A 20,343-nucleotide genomic window follows, 5' to 3' on the forward strand; every position below is an offset into this window, starting at 1 on the left:
AGAGGATCTGAAATGCGCGGACCGTCTGCGAGGCGAGACAACAACGAACGGATGCTGCAGGGACTTGCACGCTTCCGTTCGATGTCGCTGCTCTGCGCGATGCAGATGGTCTTCCTGCCGGTGTTCAGCGTCCGCCTGCAGGCGCAGACGGCGAACGTCATCGTTCCGGACGGCCGCACCGGCACCGCCTTGCAGACCTCCGGCGGCGTCACCAACGTCACGACGTCGACGGTGGCGGGCGTCAACGCCTTCAACTCGTTCTCGCAGTTCAGCGTCGGGCAGGGCAACACCGTCAATCTGCAGCTGCCGACCGGCACGCAGAACCTGGTCAACATCGTTCGCGACGCGCCGGTCTACGTCAACGGCACGCTGAACTCCTACATGAATGGTGCCATCGGCGGTAACGTCTACTTCGCCGATCCCAAGGGCTTCGTCGTCGGCCGCAGCGGCACGGTGAATGTCGGCAGCCTCAACGTCTCGACGCCGACGCGCGAGTTCACTGACAGCCTGATCGGACCCGGAGGGGCGATCAACGGCACGGCGGTCGGCAATCTGATGGCGGGCTCGTTCCCGGTGTCGCCGGACGGCAATGTCAGGATCTACGGCCGGATCAACGCCATCGACGGCGTCCGCCTGACCGGGCAGAACGTCCTCGTCGGCGGCGCAAGCCAGCGCGACATCGCCAATCTCGATCACGCCGCGAAGTTCGCGGCCTCCGTCAATTCGAAGGGCCTGCGCAGCGCCAGCGCCATCACCGTGAGCAACGGCTCGATCCACATCGGGGCCGTCAACAACGCAACCGTCAACGGACGGCTGACGGCGCGCAGCAAGACCACGACGCCGAGCACGATTGCGGTCGTGGCCGGCAACAACGCCGAAATCGGCAAGAATGCGAAGCTGAGCACGGCGAGCCGAACCGGCGATGCCGGCGGTGTCCTCGTCAAGGCCGGCAACGACCTGACCGTGAAGAGCGGTGCGGCGATCAACGCCGGCTCGAAGACGGGCAATGCGGGCCTGGTCGAGCTCAGCGGAAACGGCGTCATCGACATCGGCAGCGGTGTCTCCATCAACCTCAGCGCGCCGAACGGCAAGGCGGGCACGCTGGTGATCGACCCGACCGATGTGGTGATCGGCGATGCGGGCCAGGGCGACGCCGGCGTGACCCTGTCGAACACGTCCGTCGCCAACGCCATCGCAGCGCTGAGCGCCGGTGCGACTTACGTCGTCCAGGCGGACAATTCGATTACGCTCGCCGCGCACGCCGTGATCGATGCCCGCCGTCTCGACGTCAACGGTCATTCGACCGGCAATGCCAACAATGTCGAGCTCGACGCGAAAACGATCTCCATCGTCGACGGCGCGAAGATTCTGGCCCAGGCGGTCAATTCCGGCACCAGCTACACCGACGGTAGCGTCACCCTCGCGGCGACGGCCAGCCAGACCCTGGTGTCCGGCCACGCCTATGCGACGACGGGCATCACGGTCGATGGCCAGATCACCGGCGGAAACATCAGCATCGGCGCGACCTCGACGGCCGTGTCGAACATGCTGAGCTCGACGGCCGGTCTTTTCGCGATGCTCGGCGAGACCGTCGCCGGGCTGAACCTCGGCGTCAATGCCGGCTATGTCGCCGCGAGCGCGACGGCCAACGTTGCCATCAATGGTCATGCCAATATTTCCGCGAGCGGCAACGTCCTGATCACCGCGACCGGGTCGGAAACGGCGGCGGATCCGGTGCTCGCATCCACGATCGGCGGCGGTCTTCCGTTCGGCGCTTCGGCCGTGGTCGGCAACGTCATCGGCAACGTTTCCGCCAACGTCGCCAGCAACGCGACCATTTCGGCCGGCGGCTACCTGAACATCACCTCCACCAACAACGCCACGGTGAACGTCGCCGCGATCGCGGCAACCACCAGCGCGGCCGTGGTGGCGACGTTCGCCTATACCAACGCCTCGGTGACGACCAACGCGAATGTCGAGACCGGCGCCCATCTGAGCGCGGGGACGGCGAGCGGTTCGGCCGGCGGCCTTGCCATCTACGCGACCAACAACAACAGCTTCTCGACATCGGCGACATCGGTCGCGCTGGATAATCCTGCGCTCAACGGCAATGTCGGCGGCGCGATGGCGATGAGCAACATCAACACCTCCGCCAACGCCACGCTGGGATCATCGCTGGGAACCAGCGCCAATCCGATGACCGGCCCGGTGACGGTCAATGCCGTCTCGAACACCACGTCGAACTCGACAATGGCGTCGACCATCACCGGCACGCCCACGCTGATCGCGGGCCTGCAGGGTGTTCTGGCCGTCGGCTCCGCGCCGACCAGCATCATCGTGTCGCAGATGACCAGCACGCTGCTCACGGCCGATTTGAATCTCAAGGCCTCCGCGGCGCTCACGCTCGCCAACAGCACCGAAAATGCCACGGCGGCGATCGCGACCAATCCAAACGGCGGCGCGCCGTCGATCTACACGACCGGCAACGTCGCGGTGGTCTCCAACGTGACCGACGTCGGCGTGCGCAACAACTCGACGACGGCGGCGATCACCTCGAGCCCGATCAACGGCCAGTCCTACGCGGTCAGCGCGGCCGTGGCCTGGGGCAACTACACCCACAATTCGAATGCCTATATCGGCGAAGGCGTGACCATCAATGCGCCGAACATCGGCGTCGCTGCAAACACCTCGATGCCGATCACCAACACCTGGACCCAATGGGCCGGGTTGACCGAGGTGTTGAGCCATCTCAACGGCAGTCTTGGCGTCAGCGGCAACATCATCACCAGCTACGCGAACGCAGGCGCCGACGCAGGCGACACGCTCGGAATTTCCGGCTCGCTGAACAATTTCATCGTCCACAACAACACCACGGCATGGGTCGCGACCGACGCCAACCTGAATGCGACCTGCACCGTCGCGTCGTGCGGCAGCGGCGCGTGGACGGCCAACCTCAACAACGGCACCCAGGCTTTCGACGCGACGCTTGCCGTCACGGCCAACTCCTATACCGCCTCGATCGACGTCGCCGGCAACATCGGCACGTTCGGCTTCATCGGCAACACGTCCGGCGGCTCGTCGTTCGGCGGCTCGCTCAATCTGGTCCAGCTCTCCAACAACACCATCGCCGGCGTCGCCGCCAATGCGACGGTGAAGGCGAACGACAACATCTCGGTCGAAGCCGTCACGACCGATCAGTTCTTCGGTGTCGCGCCGACGTCGGGCAAGGCCCAGGGTTCGCTGGCGCTGAACGGCATCACCTCGATTGCGCTGGTCGACAACACGACCCATGCTTCGATCGGTGCAGGCGCGACCGTGGAGGCGCCGACCGTCAACATCTATGCCGCCCAGGACCTGTCGATGCTGTCGATCGCTGGCGCGGTCTCGATCAGCGCCAACTCGGCGGTCGGTCTCGCCGTCGCCTATCTCGGGGCGACCGCCGACACCGCTGCCTATATCGGCGACAACAGCAGCGATATCCGGGGCGGTGCCTTCAACGTCGACGATCCTTTCTCGGGAACCAGCGGCGGCAGCGGCTCGGTGAAGGCCGACAACCTGATCATTTCCGCGACGACGTCCGGACGCATCACGGCGGCCTCGATCGCGGCAGCGATCTCGGAGCCGGGCGTGTCCAGCTTCGCGACCAAGGCGGGGGCGGTGACGTCGGCCGCAACCGGCGGTACCGCGGGCGTTGCAGCCGGTGCGAGTCAAGTCGGTGCGAAGTCCGGATCGAGCACCAGCGGCTTCAGCATCGATCTCGCCGGCAGCTCCTCGGTGAGCGATGTCTCGCTCGGCACCAGCGCCTATATCAAGAACGCCGGGACGATCGACAAATACACCACGACGAGCCTGGTGAGCACCAAGACACTGGTCCAGGCGCTCAACGACACCATTCTGGACAATGGCTCCGGCTCGGCTGCGGCCAACATGGCCGGGAGCGAGGGATCGACCAGCGTGGCCGTCGGCGGCGCCATCGCCTCGGCGATGTCCAGCAACCACACGCTCGCCTGTATCTACGGCACGACGCTGAACAATCAGGATACCTTGAAGGTCATGGCGCTCAATGGCGGCTCCGAGACCGTCGTCGCGCTGGGCATCTCGGGATCGAAGGCCAATTCCGCCTCGTTGTCGGCCTCGGTCGGCATCATTACCGACAGCGCCAATGCCTATATCGAGAACTCGACCGTCACGGGCCGGACGGGCGTGGTCAACCGCACCCTCGAGGTCGACGCCTACCAGACCACGAACATCGCGATCGGCGGCGGCGTGCTCTATTTCTCGGGTGGCAAGGCGGGTGTCGGTATCGCGCTGACCTATGCCTCGATCTCCGATCCGACGAGCGGGAAGGCGACTGACGCCCACATCCTCTCGAGCTCGATCTCCAATTACGACACGTTGCAGGTGCTCGCCGACAATGCCAGCGTGATCGCGGCCGGCGCGGCGTCGGGCGGCGCGTCGACGAACGGCAATTCGCTGACCGGTGCCATCGTGGTTGACGAGATATCGCCGACCACGACGGCCTATATCGACAGCGGTGCGACGGTCAGCATCAATGTCGGGTCGATCACGGTGATCGCCGACAGCGGCGACGTGTCAGCGCTGGACACCGCGCTCGGAAATCTGGTCAAGAAGTCGAACAACGGGCTCCTCGCGTCGGACACCTGTACGACCCACGGCGGCACCGGAGGGCAGAACTGCGTCGACTTCAGTGCGGCCGCGCTCAATGGGGGGGTGGGTAACGGACCAGGCGGCGGCATCGTTTCCGTCGCCGGCGTCATCGAGGCCGCCAAGAACGATATCGGCGCTTCGCTGGTCTACGACACGATCGCGACGACGCATTCGGCCTACATTGCCAACGTGCTGACGACTGCGGTCGGCCGCGTCAATGTGACCGCAACCGACTCCTCGGCGATCCAGTCGGTCACCCTCGGCATCGGCGCGGCCAGCGGGCAGTTCGCCGGTACCGCGGCGCTGACGATCAGCTCGATCACCAACACCGTTTCGGCCGGCATCGGCAAGAGCCAGTCGAACTCCACGAGTTCGACCGTGTCGGCCGGCTCCGTGACGATCAACGCGACCGACAATTCCAAGATCACCGGTTCGGCTGCAGTCGCCGCGATCGCGCCGAATGGCGGAAACGCCGCGGGTCTGGCGCTCGTCAACAGCAATATTGCCAACAATGTCAGCGCCGGCATCACCGGTTCGAAGGTGACCTCGACAGGCACCGTCGCCCTCGGCGCAAGCTCGAACGCCACGATCTCGACCGTCGCCGTCGGTATCGCGATCTCCTCGCAGGTCGGCCTCGCAGGCTCGGTCGCGACGAACCTGATGGGGACCAACGTCACTGCCAGCATCACCGACAGTGCCGCGCTGGGCGCCACCAAGGGATCCGACGTCATCGCCAACAACAACGTCGCGGTGATCGCAAGCAACACGGACAACGTTGTCGTGTCCGCCGGCGCGCTCTCGATCTCCAAGGGCCCGGCCGGCGGCGCCGGCTCGATGGTGACGAACCAGATCACCGGCGGCACCTCGGCGTATATCAGCGGAGCAAACACCAAGGTCGACGCGCTCGGAACCAGCTCGACCGACACGCTGTCGGTCAATAGCGGTACGCTGGCGCATGCGAACGATCTCAGCGGCTTCCAGGCGCCGACCGACCACACGCCCGATCTGAGCGAGATCCAGGACACGGTGAAGGGCCTCGCCGTGGTCGCGAGCTCGCACCAGGCCGTCGTGACCAATGTCATGACGATCGCAGCCGGCACCGGCATCTCGATCATGGTCAATCCGATCACTTCGGTGCTGAGCGGGTCGACCACCGCCTATATCGACAGCGCCAGCATCGACACGCGCCTGACCAGCGCGGGGCTGCTGCCGCAGATCGACGTCGCGGCCTCGAGCTTCTCCTATTCCGGCGCGTTCGGCGCCGGCATCGTGCCCCCGACCGGCACCGGCGGTGGCGGCGCGACTGTCATCTCGACGACGATGTCGCGCACCACGCTCGCCTATGTCACCAATTCGACCGTCGGCAGTTTGTCGTCGACGCCGTCCGCGACCGTCGGCGCCGTCACCGTGAAGGCTAATGCCGAGCAGGATGCGTCCTCGATCGGCGTCGGCTTCAACACCGGCTCGGTCGCCCTGAACGTCTTTACCGCGACCACCGAGGCCTATGTCGACGGCGGCGCGATGACGGCGTCGTCGCTCACCGTGAATGCCATGGACACCACCGCCATCTATTCGGCGGGCGGCTCGGCGGCCTATGGCAGCCAGGCGGCGGTCTCTGCGGCCTTCCTGGTCCAGGTCTCGGCGAACCGGACCGAGGCCTATGTCGGCGACGAGTTCTATTATCATGGCGGCAACACGACGCACACGACCGCGCTCAATCTGAGCGGCGCGCTCGACGTCGAGGCCAACACGGTCGATCGCTTCCAGGCCTATTCGGTCGGCGGCTCGCTCGCGACCGGATCGGCCGCGATCGCCGGCATGGCGAACATCGAGATCGCCAACAACACCACCATCGCCGGTGTCTACGACACCACGCTGCGATCGCCGACGGGTGGTGCGGCCGGCGCCGTCACCGTCGGCGCGAACGAGGATGTCGAGATCAAGGAGATCGCCGGTGCGATCGCGATCGGCGCCAGCGGCTCCGGCGTCGGTATCGGCGCGGCCGCCAACGTGCTCGTCTTCAAGAGCCAGACCACTGCGGAAATCAACAACAGCGACCTGAATTCCTCCGGCGCGATCAATGTCGATGCGCTCAGCACCAAGGAAGTGTTGTCCTACGCGGTCACCGCGGGCGTTGGCGGCAGCGTCGGCATCGGCGCGACGGTCGGCGTCATCATCATCGGCTCCAACACCGCCGATGCCGATACGCAGCAGCAGGAAACCGGGCAGCTCGATCAGCGCGACAGCAATGGCCACAACAACGGCACCATCACGGCCGTCAACAACAGCACCAGCAATTCGCACGGCAGCGATGCCGTCGCGAGCGGCACCGCCGGCAATCCGAACAATGCGCATGTCACCTCGACCTACGACGTCAGCACGGTGCTGGCTGGCGGCTCCGACGGCGTCACCGCGCAGATCGCGGGCGGCAGTGCTATTTCGACGACGCAGGTCAACGTCGGCGCCACCAGCGCGAACGCGACCAAGATGTATTTGCTCGGCGCCGGCTTCGGCAAGAATGTCGGCATCGGTGCCGGCATCGGCTACACCAGTGTCAGCAGCAACGTGACGGCCAATCTGAGCTCGGCCGTCACCGCGCCGTCCGTCATGGTGGCCGCGGTGGTCAAGGACGCCAGCGGCGGGGCCTATGGCGGCCAGACCATCAACACCGAGGCGATCGCGGGCGGAGCGGGACTTTACTTCGGCGCGGATGCCGCGGTGGCGATCGGCAACGTCTCAAATCACGTGAAGGCAGAGCTCGGCGGCTCCGTGACCGGGACGGGCGGCGCCGGTGTCGCCGTGATGGCGCAGGATTCCACGACCCAGATCGTCTTCACCGGCGGTGTCACCGCCGGCGCCGCGGCGGTCGGCGCCTCGGTCTCGACGGCGAGCCGGTCGAGCACGGTCTCGGCAGATGTGCTGCAGGGGGCCGACATCAATACCTCGACGCTCGCGGTCGGTGCGCAAGGCGCGGGCACCTTGACCACGACGACAACGGCGCTCGGCGGTGGTATCGTCGCGGGCGTCGGTGCGGACGCCGAGGCTCACGAGAATTCGAGCGTGACCGCCGATATCGGCGCGGGCGCCACGATCGCGACGTCGGCGACCGGGCTCGGCACGCTGGTGTCGGCGTCGATCACGCCCAATCTGTCGAGCAGCGCGATCGGCGTCTCGGTCGGCGGCGGTGCGGTCGGCGTCGCCGTCGCCCAGTCGACGGTCGGGGCCCAGGTCACGGCCGATATCGGCAACGACGCCATCTTCTCAGGCGGCGCGGTCTCCGTGGCCGCCATGGCGCTGGTCCCGACGGGCGGCACGACGACCTACGCCTGGGCACTCGCCGGCGGTGGCGGATCGCTGATCGGTGCCCAGGGCAGCTACGCCAAAGCTTCGGAGAATGCGACGGTCAACGCCTATGGCGGGACCGGAATTACGCTTCCCGACGCAGACGTGACCATTGCAGCCCAAAACGACAGCGCCCAGTACGCGAAGGCAACCGGCCTTTCGAGCGGCTTCCTGGCCTTGGGCGCGAGCGTCGCGCAGGTCTCGTCCAGCGCGCACACCTACGCCTATCTCGGGGCGGGCGCGATCACGTCGGCGGCCAACACCGGTATTCTCCAGATCCTCGCGACCGGCGTCGATGTCAACGCCGCCGACGCGATCGTCGGCGCAGGCGGCACCTATGCGGGTGCCGCGGCGGTGGCGACCACCAGTTCGACTGCGACCACCCAGGCGCGGATGGACGGCAACGGGGCCGACGACACACTCTATTTTGGCGGCCTCAAAGTGAGCGCCAAGCACACCACGAATTACGGCGCCAGCGGCGATGCCTACCAGGCCTCCACCGCCGGCGTCTCCGGTGGCAGCGCGCAAAACACCGTCACCACAGACACGACCGCTGAGATCGGCACGCACCTGATCATCAATTCCGCCGGTGGTAACATGACTGTCATCTCCAATGACATCGTCAATCAGGCCGGCGGCGGCGCGCGGTCGGGTTCGGGCGGCATGTTCGCGGGCGCCGCGGCGCTCAGCAACTCGACCGTCACCCAGACCGTCACCACCAATATCGATGCTGGGACGGTCCTGAGCCTCAACGACGATCCGCGGACGTCGAACGGGGTGATCAACATCGAGGCCTACAACACGCTGAATACGAACGACACGGTGAGCCTGGCGACGGCCGCGCTCTTCGCCGGCGGCGGCGCCGAGTCCGACATGACGGCGAACGCCACGCTCCAGGTCAATATCAATGCCCGTGAGCTCTTCAGCGCCGGCAAGATCTATGTCGGCACGGCGGCGAAGATGGCGGCGGCCAACAATGCCAACGCCAGCCTCTATGGCGCGATCGCCGGTGTCGGCGCCAGCACCAACACCTGGGTCCACGCCACCCAGGGCGTCAGCGTCGGCAACAACGCGAAGATCGAGGCCTGGGGCGACATCACCATGTATGCCGGCCTCGCCGGCGACGGCAGCGTCTTCAGCAGCGTGCAGGCAACGGCGACGACGGTCGTCTACAACAACACCGCGATCCCGATCTCCACACTCTACCGCGGCACGGCCAATGCCGACGACACCACGAGCCTGACGCTCGCCAACACCTCGAGCGTGCTCGGCGTGCAGAACATTTACCTGGGTGCGACCCAGGGGCAGGTCACGGCCGCCGGCAACGGCAGCAATTACAATCCGTATCTGGACATCTTCAGCGCCAAGAACAGCGACAATCACAGCCACACCAGCGGAACCGGCGATGTCGCACTCAATGGCCTGGTGGTGGCGGGCATCAACAACGACCTGACCGTCACGATCGAGCTCGGCGCGAGCGCGCCGACCCTGAGCACGACCAGCCCTTACTCCGAGCTGACCCTCGAGTCCGTTTCCGACGTCAATCACTTGAGCTCGGTGATGAGCTGGAACCACCAGGCGGTCCAGTACACCATCGTCGGCAACTTCAATCCCTACCAGCTGGTCGTCGACCAACTGGCGACGCTGACCGGCCTGACCGCGGCTCAAGTTCGCTCCCAGCTCGCGGCGGCGACGCCCACGGCGCCCGCCACGATGTCGCCGTCCGGCACCGATACGACCGGCGACATCCAGCGCCAGATCGACACGTTGATCAAGCAGGCGCCGTTCACCTCCGACGCGCCCGGTAACGCCTTCGCGTTCGGCGACATGCTGGTGTCCGCCGGCAACGTCTCGATCCTGGCTCAGAAGCTCACCGGCAACAGCGGCACGAACCCGACCGCGCCGTCGGTCATCGCGCGCAGCTCGCCGCTCATCAAGATCGAGAACAAGGGCCTCGACTTCATGAGCCTCGGCAATCTCACGGTCACCGATGTGAGCGGAGGAAACATCACCTACCGCCAGATCGACCATGTCGATGCCGACTCGCACTCCAATGTGACCTTCACCGCAATGCCGAGTGCGACGCCCGTCATCGACGTTTCGGCCACTTACAACCGCTTGGATCCCGACAGCGGCCAAGGCATCGACCAGAACGGCAATGTGCTGACCCGCACGCCCGACATCTATTTCAACGGCGCCGCCAACAACGCGAACGGCCTGCTCAAGGTCCTCAACAATCTCGGCAGTGTCGTCGCATCGCAGTCACTCAGCGCCGCAACCGTCCAGATCGTGGTGCCCAAAGGCACGTTCACCTTCCTCGGCGGTATCGGGAGCTTCTACGACAGCAGCAGCGCGGTCACCTCGCAATGGGATACGACCGAAAACCGGCCGACTGACGCGCTGACGGCGGTGATGACGGCGGCGACCTATCTCGGCGCCTATGGTGACTACTACACCGCTCCGCATATCGGTTCGGGCGGGGATCATCCGTATTTCTACTATTGCTGCGTCGACGGCAGCCACGGCGTGTATCAACCGGTCGGCAACGCCGACGCCAGCACGATCTTCACCGCGCGCATGCTGATGACGTACTACGACGGGCTCTCGCTCTATTCGTCGATCTTCCTGCCGGTGGGCCGGGGCACGCCTGGGAACACCAGCACTCCCGATGCCGGCAGCGTGCCGGACGTCAATACGCTCAAGATCATCGAGGGGCAGTCGCTGGACTCGACCAATGTCGTGCTCGCGCAGTGGAAGAAAACGACTTATGACGGCCGCAACGTTTACACGGATAGCGGTCCGTACAAGACGCCGTTCAATTGTGCGACAGCCTGCGACAGCTCGGGCTTTTTCCAGGTCATCAACATCCAGCCGGATGCGATCACGCCGAAGACCGCGGATACGCCGGCCACCGCGACGGCCACCCGGACCATCACCGGCCAGGCGGTCATCATCTCGGCGTCGGTGATCAACATCAACGGCACCATCCAAGCCGGCTCGAGCAGCAATTACTCGGTCAACATCGGCGCCGCGGCGTACGATGCCATCTATGGCAGCAACGGCCTCAAGAACCGCAACGGCGGCGCGGACTTTGCCGCGGCCCAGGCCAACGCACGGAACGGCGTCTATTACGACGTCTCAGGCTCTGTGACGGCGTCGGCTACTGGCGACGCCAAGATCGGGGTCAGGTACAACGCTCTCACCGATCAGCTCATCCTGAACGGCGTGGCGCAGGGCGCCGCCGGCTACGTCTATCTGAACGGCAAGATCATCTCGACCTCGACCGACAGCACCCAGACCCAGGGCAACATCGAGATCAAGGGCGGCGCCGGTACGGTCACGGTCAACAACACCAGCGGGCTCCAGCTTGTCACCAACACCATCAACACCAGCGCCACCGCCCAGAGCGTGGTCGAGATCGTCGATCAGCTGAAAGGCAAAACGACGTGGTGGGTCTACGATCCCAAGGCGGCGAGCAACCAGCAGGTATCGAGATACGAGACGAATAGCGTCACTGCGGCCGCGATCGATCCTTCGATGCTTGCAGCCAGGACAGGTACGGCAGGCATCCAGTACGCGACGCAGGAGAACATGCTCTATCAGTGGGTCGACACGGCGACGCTGGATCGTCCGACCACCAGCACGCAATTCGACTACGGCTGGAGCTTCACGCAGACCGCCGGCCAGGACTGGACCCGCTCGATCAGCCTGGTTTCTGGCACGCAGAGCACCAACTACCAGAAGGTCACCACCGCCACCGGCAGCTATCACTGGGCGGGGGGCGTGAACCCGGACGGGAGCCCCGTTGGACTCAACACCCACTCCAACGCGTGCTGCGGCGCGGACGGCCAGTACAATTGGTACCAGGCGATCTACGATCACCTGACGCTCACGCTGACCAACACGGTCAAGGCGTCGAACCCGATCAACATCAAGTTCACTGGTGGCGGCAGCAGCGACGTCGTGGTCAATTCGACCTCCGGAATCGTCGTCAACGGGTCGATCAACAACGTTCAGGGGGCAACGACGCTCAACGCCACCGGCGCCAACTCGTCCATCACGGTCGCCGCCAATGCCAACAACCCGGTGATCTCGGGTACGAGCGTGACGCTTCGGGGTGACGGTGGCATCGGCTCGCTCGGCACCACCAAAACGCCTGTCCAGGTGCAGATCTATGGCGGCAGCCTGACCGCCAGCTCGATCGACCACGACATCGCGATCTCGGCGACCGGCGCGATGTCGATCAACCAGGTGAAGGTGAATTCGGCAGGCGCCACGCCGCAGGGCAACGTCTTCCTCTCGGCGACCGGCGACATCAACTCGGCGACCGCCTACAACGTCGCCAACCCCGTCGTGATCGGCAAGAACATCGAAATCGACTCCGACGCCGGTGCGATCGGCGCGACCAGCAGCGTCGTCAACGGCACGTCCACCCTGACCAACATCAATCCGCTGGTGATCCAGGCGAGCGGCACGGTGCAGGCGAGCGGCGCCGTCGACGGCGGCGTGCTCAACAGCAGCTCGGCCACCGGCGCCTACATCATCCAGTCCAAGGGCGATTTGCGCATCGGCACGGTGCAGTCGACCAGCGGACCGGTGTTCCTGGAGGCGGCCGGCTCTGACGGCAACCAGGCCAACATCCTGAACGGCCAGACGGCCGTCGGTATCACCGCGGCGGAGAGCGCGCATCTCCAGTCCGTCTGGGCCAATCTCGACCTGCTCAACGGCAATCCCGCCACCGCCGCCGTCAACAGCTACCAGTCGATGGTCACGTCGGCCTACAACGATTACTTCCAGCTCAAGAACATCGCCTTCGCGAACGGCAGCACCTACAACCCGACCTCGGTGGGTCTGACGGTGCTGCGGGCGCAGGTCGCCGCCAAGCTCGGCATCGATCCCGCCAACGTCTCGACGACGGATATGCAGGTCGAGGCCACGACGCGGTTCCTGAGGGACCAGTTCCTGCTCGGCAAGATCAACACCGATCAGCTCAAGAGCTCGCTGACGACATTGCTCGGCACTGCACCCACCGATCCGCTGGGGACCGTGTTCGGCACGTCGCTGTCGTCGACGCTGTTCGCAAAACTGTTCGACGGCGTCGCGACCGCCGATCAGCGCCTGCCGTCCAATACGGCCCTGCAAACGGCGCTTGATGCCTACGATGCGCGCTATACTTACACGCTCGCCACCACCGAGCGGGTCTACGGCGTCATCACCGCCGGCGCGCAATGGACGCAGAGCCAGCTCGCCTACACGGTCTCGTCGTCCGCGATCGGCGCGGCACCGCCGCCGATCGACCCGAATGTCGCGGCCAATATCAGCGCGAACCAGATCATGCTGTACGCGCCGCATGGTTCGGTCGGCAATTCGGCCGCGCCCCAGACCTTCACCTTCACCAGCGTCGATTCCTCGTCGCTGACGACGGACCAGCGGGCATTGCTCTCCTCGGCCGGTCCCGGCCAGCTCACCGTCGGCGCGGTCACGGATCCGACGACCCATGTCGTGACCTATACGGTCAGCCTGTCGCAGCAGAACCTCGTCGTGCTCGACAACCCCGTCGCGATCTCGGCGAACGCGCTGTCGAACATCTATCTCGGCAGCAAGAACAGCCTGACGCTCGGCGGCATCACCGCGAGCTACGGCCCGATCGCGGCCGCACAAGCCAACGGCATCCAGGTGACCGGCCGCGGCGACGTCAAGCTCGACGCCGTGACCGGCATCACCGCTGCCGCCGGCGTGACCGGCGTGCCCGTGATCTCCGGTGATATCGCCAACCTCACCCTGATCGCCGAGCACGGCAATATCGGTGCCCCCGGCGCTGCCAGTAGCAACCCCGCGAGCAACGCCAATGCGATCCAGATCGCCTTTGCCAATCCGGCCAACGACCAGCTCGACCAGGTCTCGTCCGGCCAGGGCATCTATGTGAAGCAGACCACCGGCGATCTCGTCCTCGGCAATATTTCCGCGGGCAACGAGATCCAGCTCGCCGCGACCGGCAGCATCTACGCCGAGGCCGGCTTCACGGACCGCAGCGCGATCCACATCCTCGGCACCGACCTCGACCTGCGCGCCGGCGGCAATATCGGCTTCAACGGCGCGACCTTCCAGCCGCTGCAGGTGAACATCTCCGGCGCCGTCACCGGCTCCGCCGGCGGCGATTTCAGCCTGCTTGCGGTCACCGGCGACCTCGCGGTGGGCACCAGCGGTGCCTATGGATCGCTGACGGCGGGCAGCGCGATGACCTTGAACGCGTCGCGCGGCGCACTCACCATCAATGCCGATCTCACCAGCGACGGCCTGATGCAGCTCCTCGCCAACCGCGGCATCACCTTCGCGGCCGGCACCAGCGCCGCGCCGGTGGTTGCGACCAGCACCACCGACGGGGTGACGCTTGTGGCCGCGACGCTGTCGATGGGCGCCTATTCGGCCATCAACGCGGCCAAGGTGATCTCGGTCACCACGACGGGCGATGCAGTCCTCGGCCAGCTCAACACGTCGCTGTCGTACGCTGCGGCCGGCAACGCGCCGTCGATCATCGTCACGGCCGGTGGCGTGGCATCGCTGGGCGCGATCATCGGCAATGGCGACGGCCAGACCACCTTCGTGACCTTAGGCGCCGGCGCCGCGCTGTCGCTCAGCGCGTCGAACGGCATCGGCAGCGCGACGGGCCGGCTCGCCTTCAACGCAGGCCTGTTCTCGGCCAGCGCGAGCGCCGGCAACGTCTATCTGAAGGCGCTCACTGACACCGAGGCGAGTGTGCTCTCGGCGACCGCGGGTAGCGTCGACATCATCGGCACCGGCGGCCTGACGCTCGACCAGGTGGCCGCGGGAACGGCTGTGGGCGCGAGCGGCAGCTTCAGCGCCGTCACTGCCAACGGCAGCATCGTGATCGGGACCGCCGGCAGCAGCGGCTCGCAAACGATCCACGCCAGCCAGAACGTGACGTTCAACGCGCTCGCCACCACCGGCAATGCCGGCGACATCGGCAACATCAGCGTCACTGCCGACAACGGCTTCATCCTGGCACAGACGGTGACGTCGGGCGGCGCGACGACGCTGGGCTCGGTCTCCGCCAATGGCTCGGCGACGCTGCTGGCCGCCACCACCATCACCGGCAACACGTTTGCGGCGACGACCGGCGCCGGCCTGCTGACCGCCGGCGGCCCGATCAACTGGAACGTCCTCAACGTCGGATCGACGCTGGGCGCCACCGCGAGCCTGGGCAGCATCACCTTGCAGACCGCGCAGAGCGGCGGCACGCAGACCATCCACGCCCACGACAACGTGACCTTCAACGCGCTGACGGCTGCGGGCATCACCGGCGACGCCGGAAGCATCAATGTCGATGCGGACAATGGCTTCATCCTGGCGCAGACGGTGATGGCCGGCGGTGTGCCGACGCTGGGCTCGGTCTCGGCTCATGGCTCGGCGTCGCTGATCGCCGCCGGCACCAACATGGGTCATAACCTCACGGCCTCGACCGGCAACGCGGTTCTCAAGGGCACCGTCGTCAAGTGGGACAACCTCACGGCCGGCGGCACGCTCGATGTCACGGCGACGGCCGGAGGCATCACCCTCGGCACCACCACCAGCGGCGGCAAGCAAACACTGCATGCCCACGACGACATCGTCTTCGGCCAGATCACCACGACGGGCATCCCGGGCGATGCCGGCGATCTCGACATCAAGTCCGACACCGGCAAGCTTCGCGGCGGATCGATCTCCGCCAGCGGCGATACCCGTTTCGATGTGGCCGGAGGCGTCTCGTTCGACCGGATCACCGGCGAAGTGGTCAAGATGACGTCGTCGGGCGACCTGACCATCAACTGGGTCAGCGTGGTCAAGGAGCTCGACCTCGCCGCCGATACCATCACCGTCAGGGGCGAGCAGATCCGCTCGAACCCGCCGGTTCCGCTGATCCTGAACATCACGGGCTACAATGGCGGCGTCGCGACCTCGGCCAATGTCACGATCGACCCGGATAGCATCATCATCAACCAGCTCAAGGTCGTGGATGCGAACATCCTGACCGATGCGCACTCTGTGACTGTCCTGAACGGCTACGTGCCGGGCCAGCTGACGCTCACCACGGCGAGCGAGCAGGTGCTGCTGAACAACCGTACGCTGGCGCCGTCCAACTGGCCGACGCTCCAGCTCTACCAGCCGGGCGGCGTGTTCACGCTAAGCCAGGTCGGCAACGCCACTGTCACCAACGCCTATGTGGTGTCCTACACCGGCGATATCTCGGCGACCGTCACGAATTACGGCTCTAACCACGCCTGCTGCAGCGACTACACCGGTGCCAGTATGGCCCGCAACATCGCCGTCGACGGCGAGGGGCATGAGAGCATCGATACCTGGCTGGCGCGGAAGAGCGGGGCAGGGACGTTCTACCAGCTCGGTCTCTCCGGCCATGCACGGCTCGACGCTTTGCTCTCGCCGCGTCCGGTCGAGACCATCGGGTCGGGTCCCGCGGTGAACGTCGAAGGGCTCAACGACATGCGCAAGCTACGCCGCCAGGGGCAGCGCGCGGGTCGTCCGGGCTGGAAGGACGCAGCGATGGATGCAATGACGAAGCCGGCGGTGAGTCGCCTCGCGGAGGCGTGGTAGGTCGAGATGCGGGTTCTGGGGGCAGCACTGGGGGTGGGACTTGCAGCGTCGAGCATCGTGGCCGCGCGCGCGCAGGTGCCCTCGATCAATCCCGGCGCGATCCAGAACGACGTCGACCGCCAACGCCGCCAGTTCGAACAACAGAGCGAGCCGCCCAAGCTGAACGGCCCGGCCGTGATCGGCGGCGCACGTGAGAAATCGCCGCTGATGAAGCCGGGCGGTCCGAAATTCCGCCTGCGCAAGCTCGAATTCGACCCATCCAAATTCATCACGCCGGCCGAGCTCGACGAGATCGCGAAGAAATATGTCGGCAAGAACGTCGACATCGCGGCGCTGCTGCAGATCGTCGCCGATATCAATGCGATCTACACCGAGCGCGGCATCGTGACCGGCATCGCGACCCTGCCTGATCAGGATCCCAAGGACGGGGTTGTCAAGATCAAGCTGACTGAGGGCCGGCTCCAGAAGACGACGATCGAGGGCAACAAGCAGACCCGCACCGACTACATCCTTCAGCGCGTCAAGGAGCCGGAAGGCGAGGTCCTCGACGTCCCCAAGCTCAATCGCGACGTGACCTGGTTCAATCGGACCAACGACGTGCAGATCAAGGCGCTGCTCCAGCCCGGCTCGAGCTTCGGCCTGACCGACCTGCAGTTTGCGGTGATCGAGCCGCCGGTCGATACCTGGCAGCTCTTTGTCGACAACCAGGGCTCGGAGAATACGGGCCGCTGGGAAGGCGGCACCTTCTACAAGCGCCACGGCCTGTTCGGCGTCGACGACCGTCTGACCTTTTACGGCGTCCGCTCCGACGGCAACCTCAACGGCAACGTCGCCTACAGCATCCCGGTCAACCCCTGGGGCGGTCGCGCCGGCGTCAGCTACACCGAGGGCAAGATCAAGATTATCGACGGGCCGTTCACTGCGCTCGACGTCACCGGGCGGTCGAGCCAGGCCGCGGTCAATTTCAGCCAGCCGGTGTGGGTGACGCAAAACTGGCTGGTGCTGCTCAACGCCGCCGAGACCGAGGGCAAGACGGTGAGCCGGTTCTCGACCGTCGCGGTGACCGACGACCATTACGACAAGGCCACGGCCGGCGTCTCCGTGACCAATTCCGGCAACACCTATTCGATCACGGTCTCGCCCGCGGTGAACTACATCGAATGGCAAGACCACGTGCTCGGCAACAACCGCACGTTCAACACCTATACCGGCACGCTGATCGCGAACAGCGCCGCGGGCCCCGCCAATTTCAGCGCCAACGTGCTGGCGAGCTGGCAATATACGCAGGAAAAGCTGCTGCCCGGCGACCAGATCTTCACGATCGGCGGCCCCACCACCGTGCGCGGCTATCCGACCAACGCGGCGTCCGGCGACAGCGGCTATTATTTCAACGCCGAGCTGCACTACAACTGGTCGCAATGGCTGAGGGGATTCGACACCTACATCTTCACCGACTGGGGTGCGGTGTACTCGACATTCCCCGGCGTCACGGAGATGACCTCGGTCGGCGTGGGCTTCTCCTGGACCTATGCGCAGTTCATGACGTTCGAAGCCAATTACGCGACGCCGCTGAAGAATGCCGTTTCGACCCAGCACCACTACGAGGCCTATGGCCGCGTCATCGTCCGCCCGCTGCTGATGTTCGAGAAGCAGCCGAGCACCACGCCTGTGGCTGCCGTTGCAGGCAAGAGCAAGTCGTAGCTATTGGCTTTCTCTCTCCGTCATGGCCGGGACAAGCCCGGGCATGACGAGCTTGGATCAACGCCGCAGCGTGAATTCGTCCGCGCCTCTCCGGTGTTCCCACTTCGCCCGCTCGAGCTCGGGCTGATCGCACTCCGTCTCGGGATAGCCGATGCAGAGATAGGCGATGAACTTCCAGGAGACAGGCACGTCGAGCACGCCGTGGATGCGCTCCGGACTGAGAATGGAGACCCAGCCGAGCCCGATGCCTTCCGCACGTGCGGCGAGCCACATGGCGGTGATCGCCGCGACGACTGAATATTCGGTGGTCTCCGGCATGGTCGCGCGTCCGAGGCCATGGCCGATGTCGCTGGCCTTGTCGGCGAACACGGCGAGATGGCCTGGTGCCTGTTCGAGCCCAGAGAGTTTGAGCGCGGCATAGCGCGCCGCGCGTTCGCCGGAGTAGCAATTCAGCGCGTCGGCGTTGCATGCCTTGAAATCGTCGATCACGGCGCGGCGCCGTGCGGCATCATCGACGGTGACGAAGCGCCACGGCTGGCTCAGGCCGACCGATGGCGACAGACAGGCGGTCTCGATCAGCTGCTCCATGGCGCCGTCGGGCAGCGCATCGGGGCGAAAGCGACGCACGTCGCGGCGCCATACGAACAGTTCGTGCAATTGCCGGCGGAAGGCGTCGTCGAACTCGACCATCAATCATCCTCCCGCGTGAAGGAAGGCTGCAGCGACCAGCAGGATCAGGATCTCGCCGACCTGCTCGAACGCGCCGAGGATGTCGCCGGTCTGCCCGCCGATCTGGCGGATCGCGAGCCGCGCCAGGATCAGCCCGGCAAGCGACAGCAGGACCAGGCCGACCAGCGCCTTGGCGGATCCGAGCGCAAGGGCGAGGGCGAGCGTTCCAACTGCGAAGGCGATGGCCACGCTGCGGCCCGGTGGCGATCCGGCGCGCGCGGAGAGCCCGTCGGGACGTGCCGGGGCGACCAGCGACATGAAGGCCGGCAAGCCCGCGCGAGCCGCCGCATGCGCTGAGACGAGCGCCAGTATCACCGCCCATGGATTGCCGATCGCGGCCAACGCACTCCAGCGCAGGCCGAACGACAGGATCAGCGCGCAGACGCCATAACTGCCGATCCGGCTGTCGCGCATGATCTCGAGCTTGCGTTCGCGCGTCCGTCCGCCGCCGAGGCCGTCGGCGGTATCTGCAAGGCCATCCTCGTGCAGCGCGCCGGTGACGAGAGTCGTTGCGGCGAGGGCGAGCAGGGCGGCCATACCTGACGCCAGTCCCAATTTGCTCGCGAGCGCGTAGACCACAGCGCCTGCAAGGCCCACCAGCAATCCCGCGACCGGCAGCGCCCAGGTCGCGCGCGCGATGGCGCTATCGCCGGCCGGCTCTGACGAGGCCACCGGCAGGATCGTGACAAAGGATGCCGCGATCCTGAGGTCGGCAACGATGTCTTTTGGAATGTCGGCGCGCGGCGTCATTTCAGTTTCATCGGCAGGCCGGCGACGACGAACTCGACTTCGTCGGCCGCCGCCGCAAGGGTCTGGTTCATGAGTCCGGCGGCGTCGCGAAAGCTGCGCGCCAATGCGTTGTCGGGCACGATGCCGAGTCCAACTTCATTGGTGACGAAGACGACCGGGCTCGTGAGGCGGGGCAGCGCGGCGGCGAGCGCGGTGACCTCGCGTTCCCAGTCGCGCTCCGCATGCATCAGGTTGGAGAGCCACAGCGTCAGACAGTCGACAAGCCGCGCGCCGCCGCCGTCGGTAGCAGTCAGCGCGTCCACAAGATCGAGCGGCACCTCGCGCTCGATCCAGTCGGTTCCGCGGCGCGCGCGGTGCCTGGCGATGCGCGCGTCCATTTCCGCGTCGAGCGCCTCGGCCGTCGCGACATAGACGGGCCGCCCCGGAAAGGCGCGCGTGCGCGTTTCCGCACGCTTGCTCTTGCCCGATCGCGCTCCGCCCGTGATCAAGATGACGGCCATGAAAGTCTCCTGCGAGCCTGACTAATCACCAATCGCGGCCAAA

At 65.8% G+C, this 20,343-nt stretch carries 5 protein-coding genes; 2 read left to right on the forward strand and 3 right to left on the reverse strand.

Going from position 1 to position 20,343, the window contains the following annotated elements; all coding sequences use genetic code 11:
• The first annotated feature begins 12 nt into the window (after positions 1 to 12).
• Together NLM32_RS18395 and NLM32_RS18400 are read left to right on the forward strand one after the other, a co-directional pair.
• Positions 13 to 16,620: a leukotoxin LktA family filamentous adhesin gene (locus NLM32_RS18395; RefSeq protein ID WP_254130327.1), complete on the forward strand. Its 16,608-nt coding sequence runs from the start codon at positions 13 to 15 to the stop codon at positions 16,618 to 16,620.
• A gap of 6 nt (positions 16,621 to 16,626) precedes the next feature.
• Positions 16,627 to 18,321, forward strand: a complete 1,695-nt coding sequence (locus tag NLM32_RS18400; protein ID WP_254130328.1) for a ShlB/FhaC/HecB family hemolysin secretion/activation protein — start codon at positions 16,627 to 16,629, stop codon at positions 18,319 to 18,321.
• Between the two features lie 57 nt (positions 18,322 to 18,378).
• On the opposite strand, the gene bluB is transcribed toward NLM32_RS18400, so the two are convergent.
• Genes bluB through cobU form a run of 3 tightly spaced genes read right to left on the reverse strand, consistent with a single transcriptional unit; the run spans position 18,379 to position 20,300 of the window.
• Positions 18,379 to 19,011 carry a 5,6-dimethylbenzimidazole synthase gene (gene bluB / locus NLM32_RS18405; protein WP_254130329.1) on the reverse strand — a complete coding sequence of 211 codons (633 nt, stop codon included), beginning with the start codon at positions 19,009 to 19,011 and terminating at the stop codon, positions 18,379 to 18,381.
• 3 nt (positions 19,012 to 19,014) lie between these two features.
• Positions 19,015 to 19,800 (reverse strand): adenosylcobinamide-GDP ribazoletransferase, encoded by a 786-nt coding sequence (gene cobS, locus NLM32_RS18410; protein WP_254130330.1) that lies wholly within the window; start codon positions 19,798 to 19,800, stop codon positions 19,015 to 19,017.
• Positions 19,797 to 20,300 carry a bifunctional adenosylcobinamide kinase/adenosylcobinamide-phosphate guanylyltransferase gene (gene cobU / locus NLM32_RS18415; protein ID WP_254130331.1) on the reverse strand — a complete coding sequence of 168 codons (504 nt, stop codon included), beginning with the start codon at positions 20,298 to 20,300 and terminating at the stop codon, positions 19,797 to 19,799. Before cobU ends, cobS begins: the two co-directional genes overlap by 4 nt.
• Between the last annotated feature and the right edge of the window lie 43 nt (positions 20,301 to 20,343).

This window comes from Bradyrhizobium sp. CCGUVB14, assembly GCF_024199935.1.
In the GTDB taxonomy this organism is placed as follows: Bacteria; Pseudomonadota; Alphaproteobacteria; order Rhizobiales; family Xanthobacteraceae; genus Bradyrhizobium.

What these genes read in the sequence shown, in the direction of transcription:
- cobU (WP_254130331.1), bottom strand. Translation starts at nt 20,300, where the DNA reads ATGGCCGTCATCTTGATCACGGGCGGAGCGCGATCGGGCAAGAGCAAG.
- NLM32_RS18395 (WP_254130327.1), top strand. Translation starts at nt 13, where the DNA reads ATGCGCGGACCGTCTGCGAGGCGAGACAACAACGAACGGATGCTGCAG.
- bluB (WP_254130329.1), bottom strand. Translation starts at nt 19,011, where the DNA reads ATGGTCGAGTTCGACGACGCCTTCCGCCGGCAATTGCACGAACTGTTC.
- cobS (WP_254130330.1), bottom strand. Translation starts at nt 19,800, where the DNA reads ATGACGCCGCGCGCCGACATTCCAAAAGACATCGTTGCCGACCTCAGG.
- NLM32_RS18400 (WP_254130328.1), top strand. Translation starts at nt 16,627, where the DNA reads ATGCGGGTTCTGGGGGCAGCACTGGGGGTGGGACTTGCAGCGTCGAGC.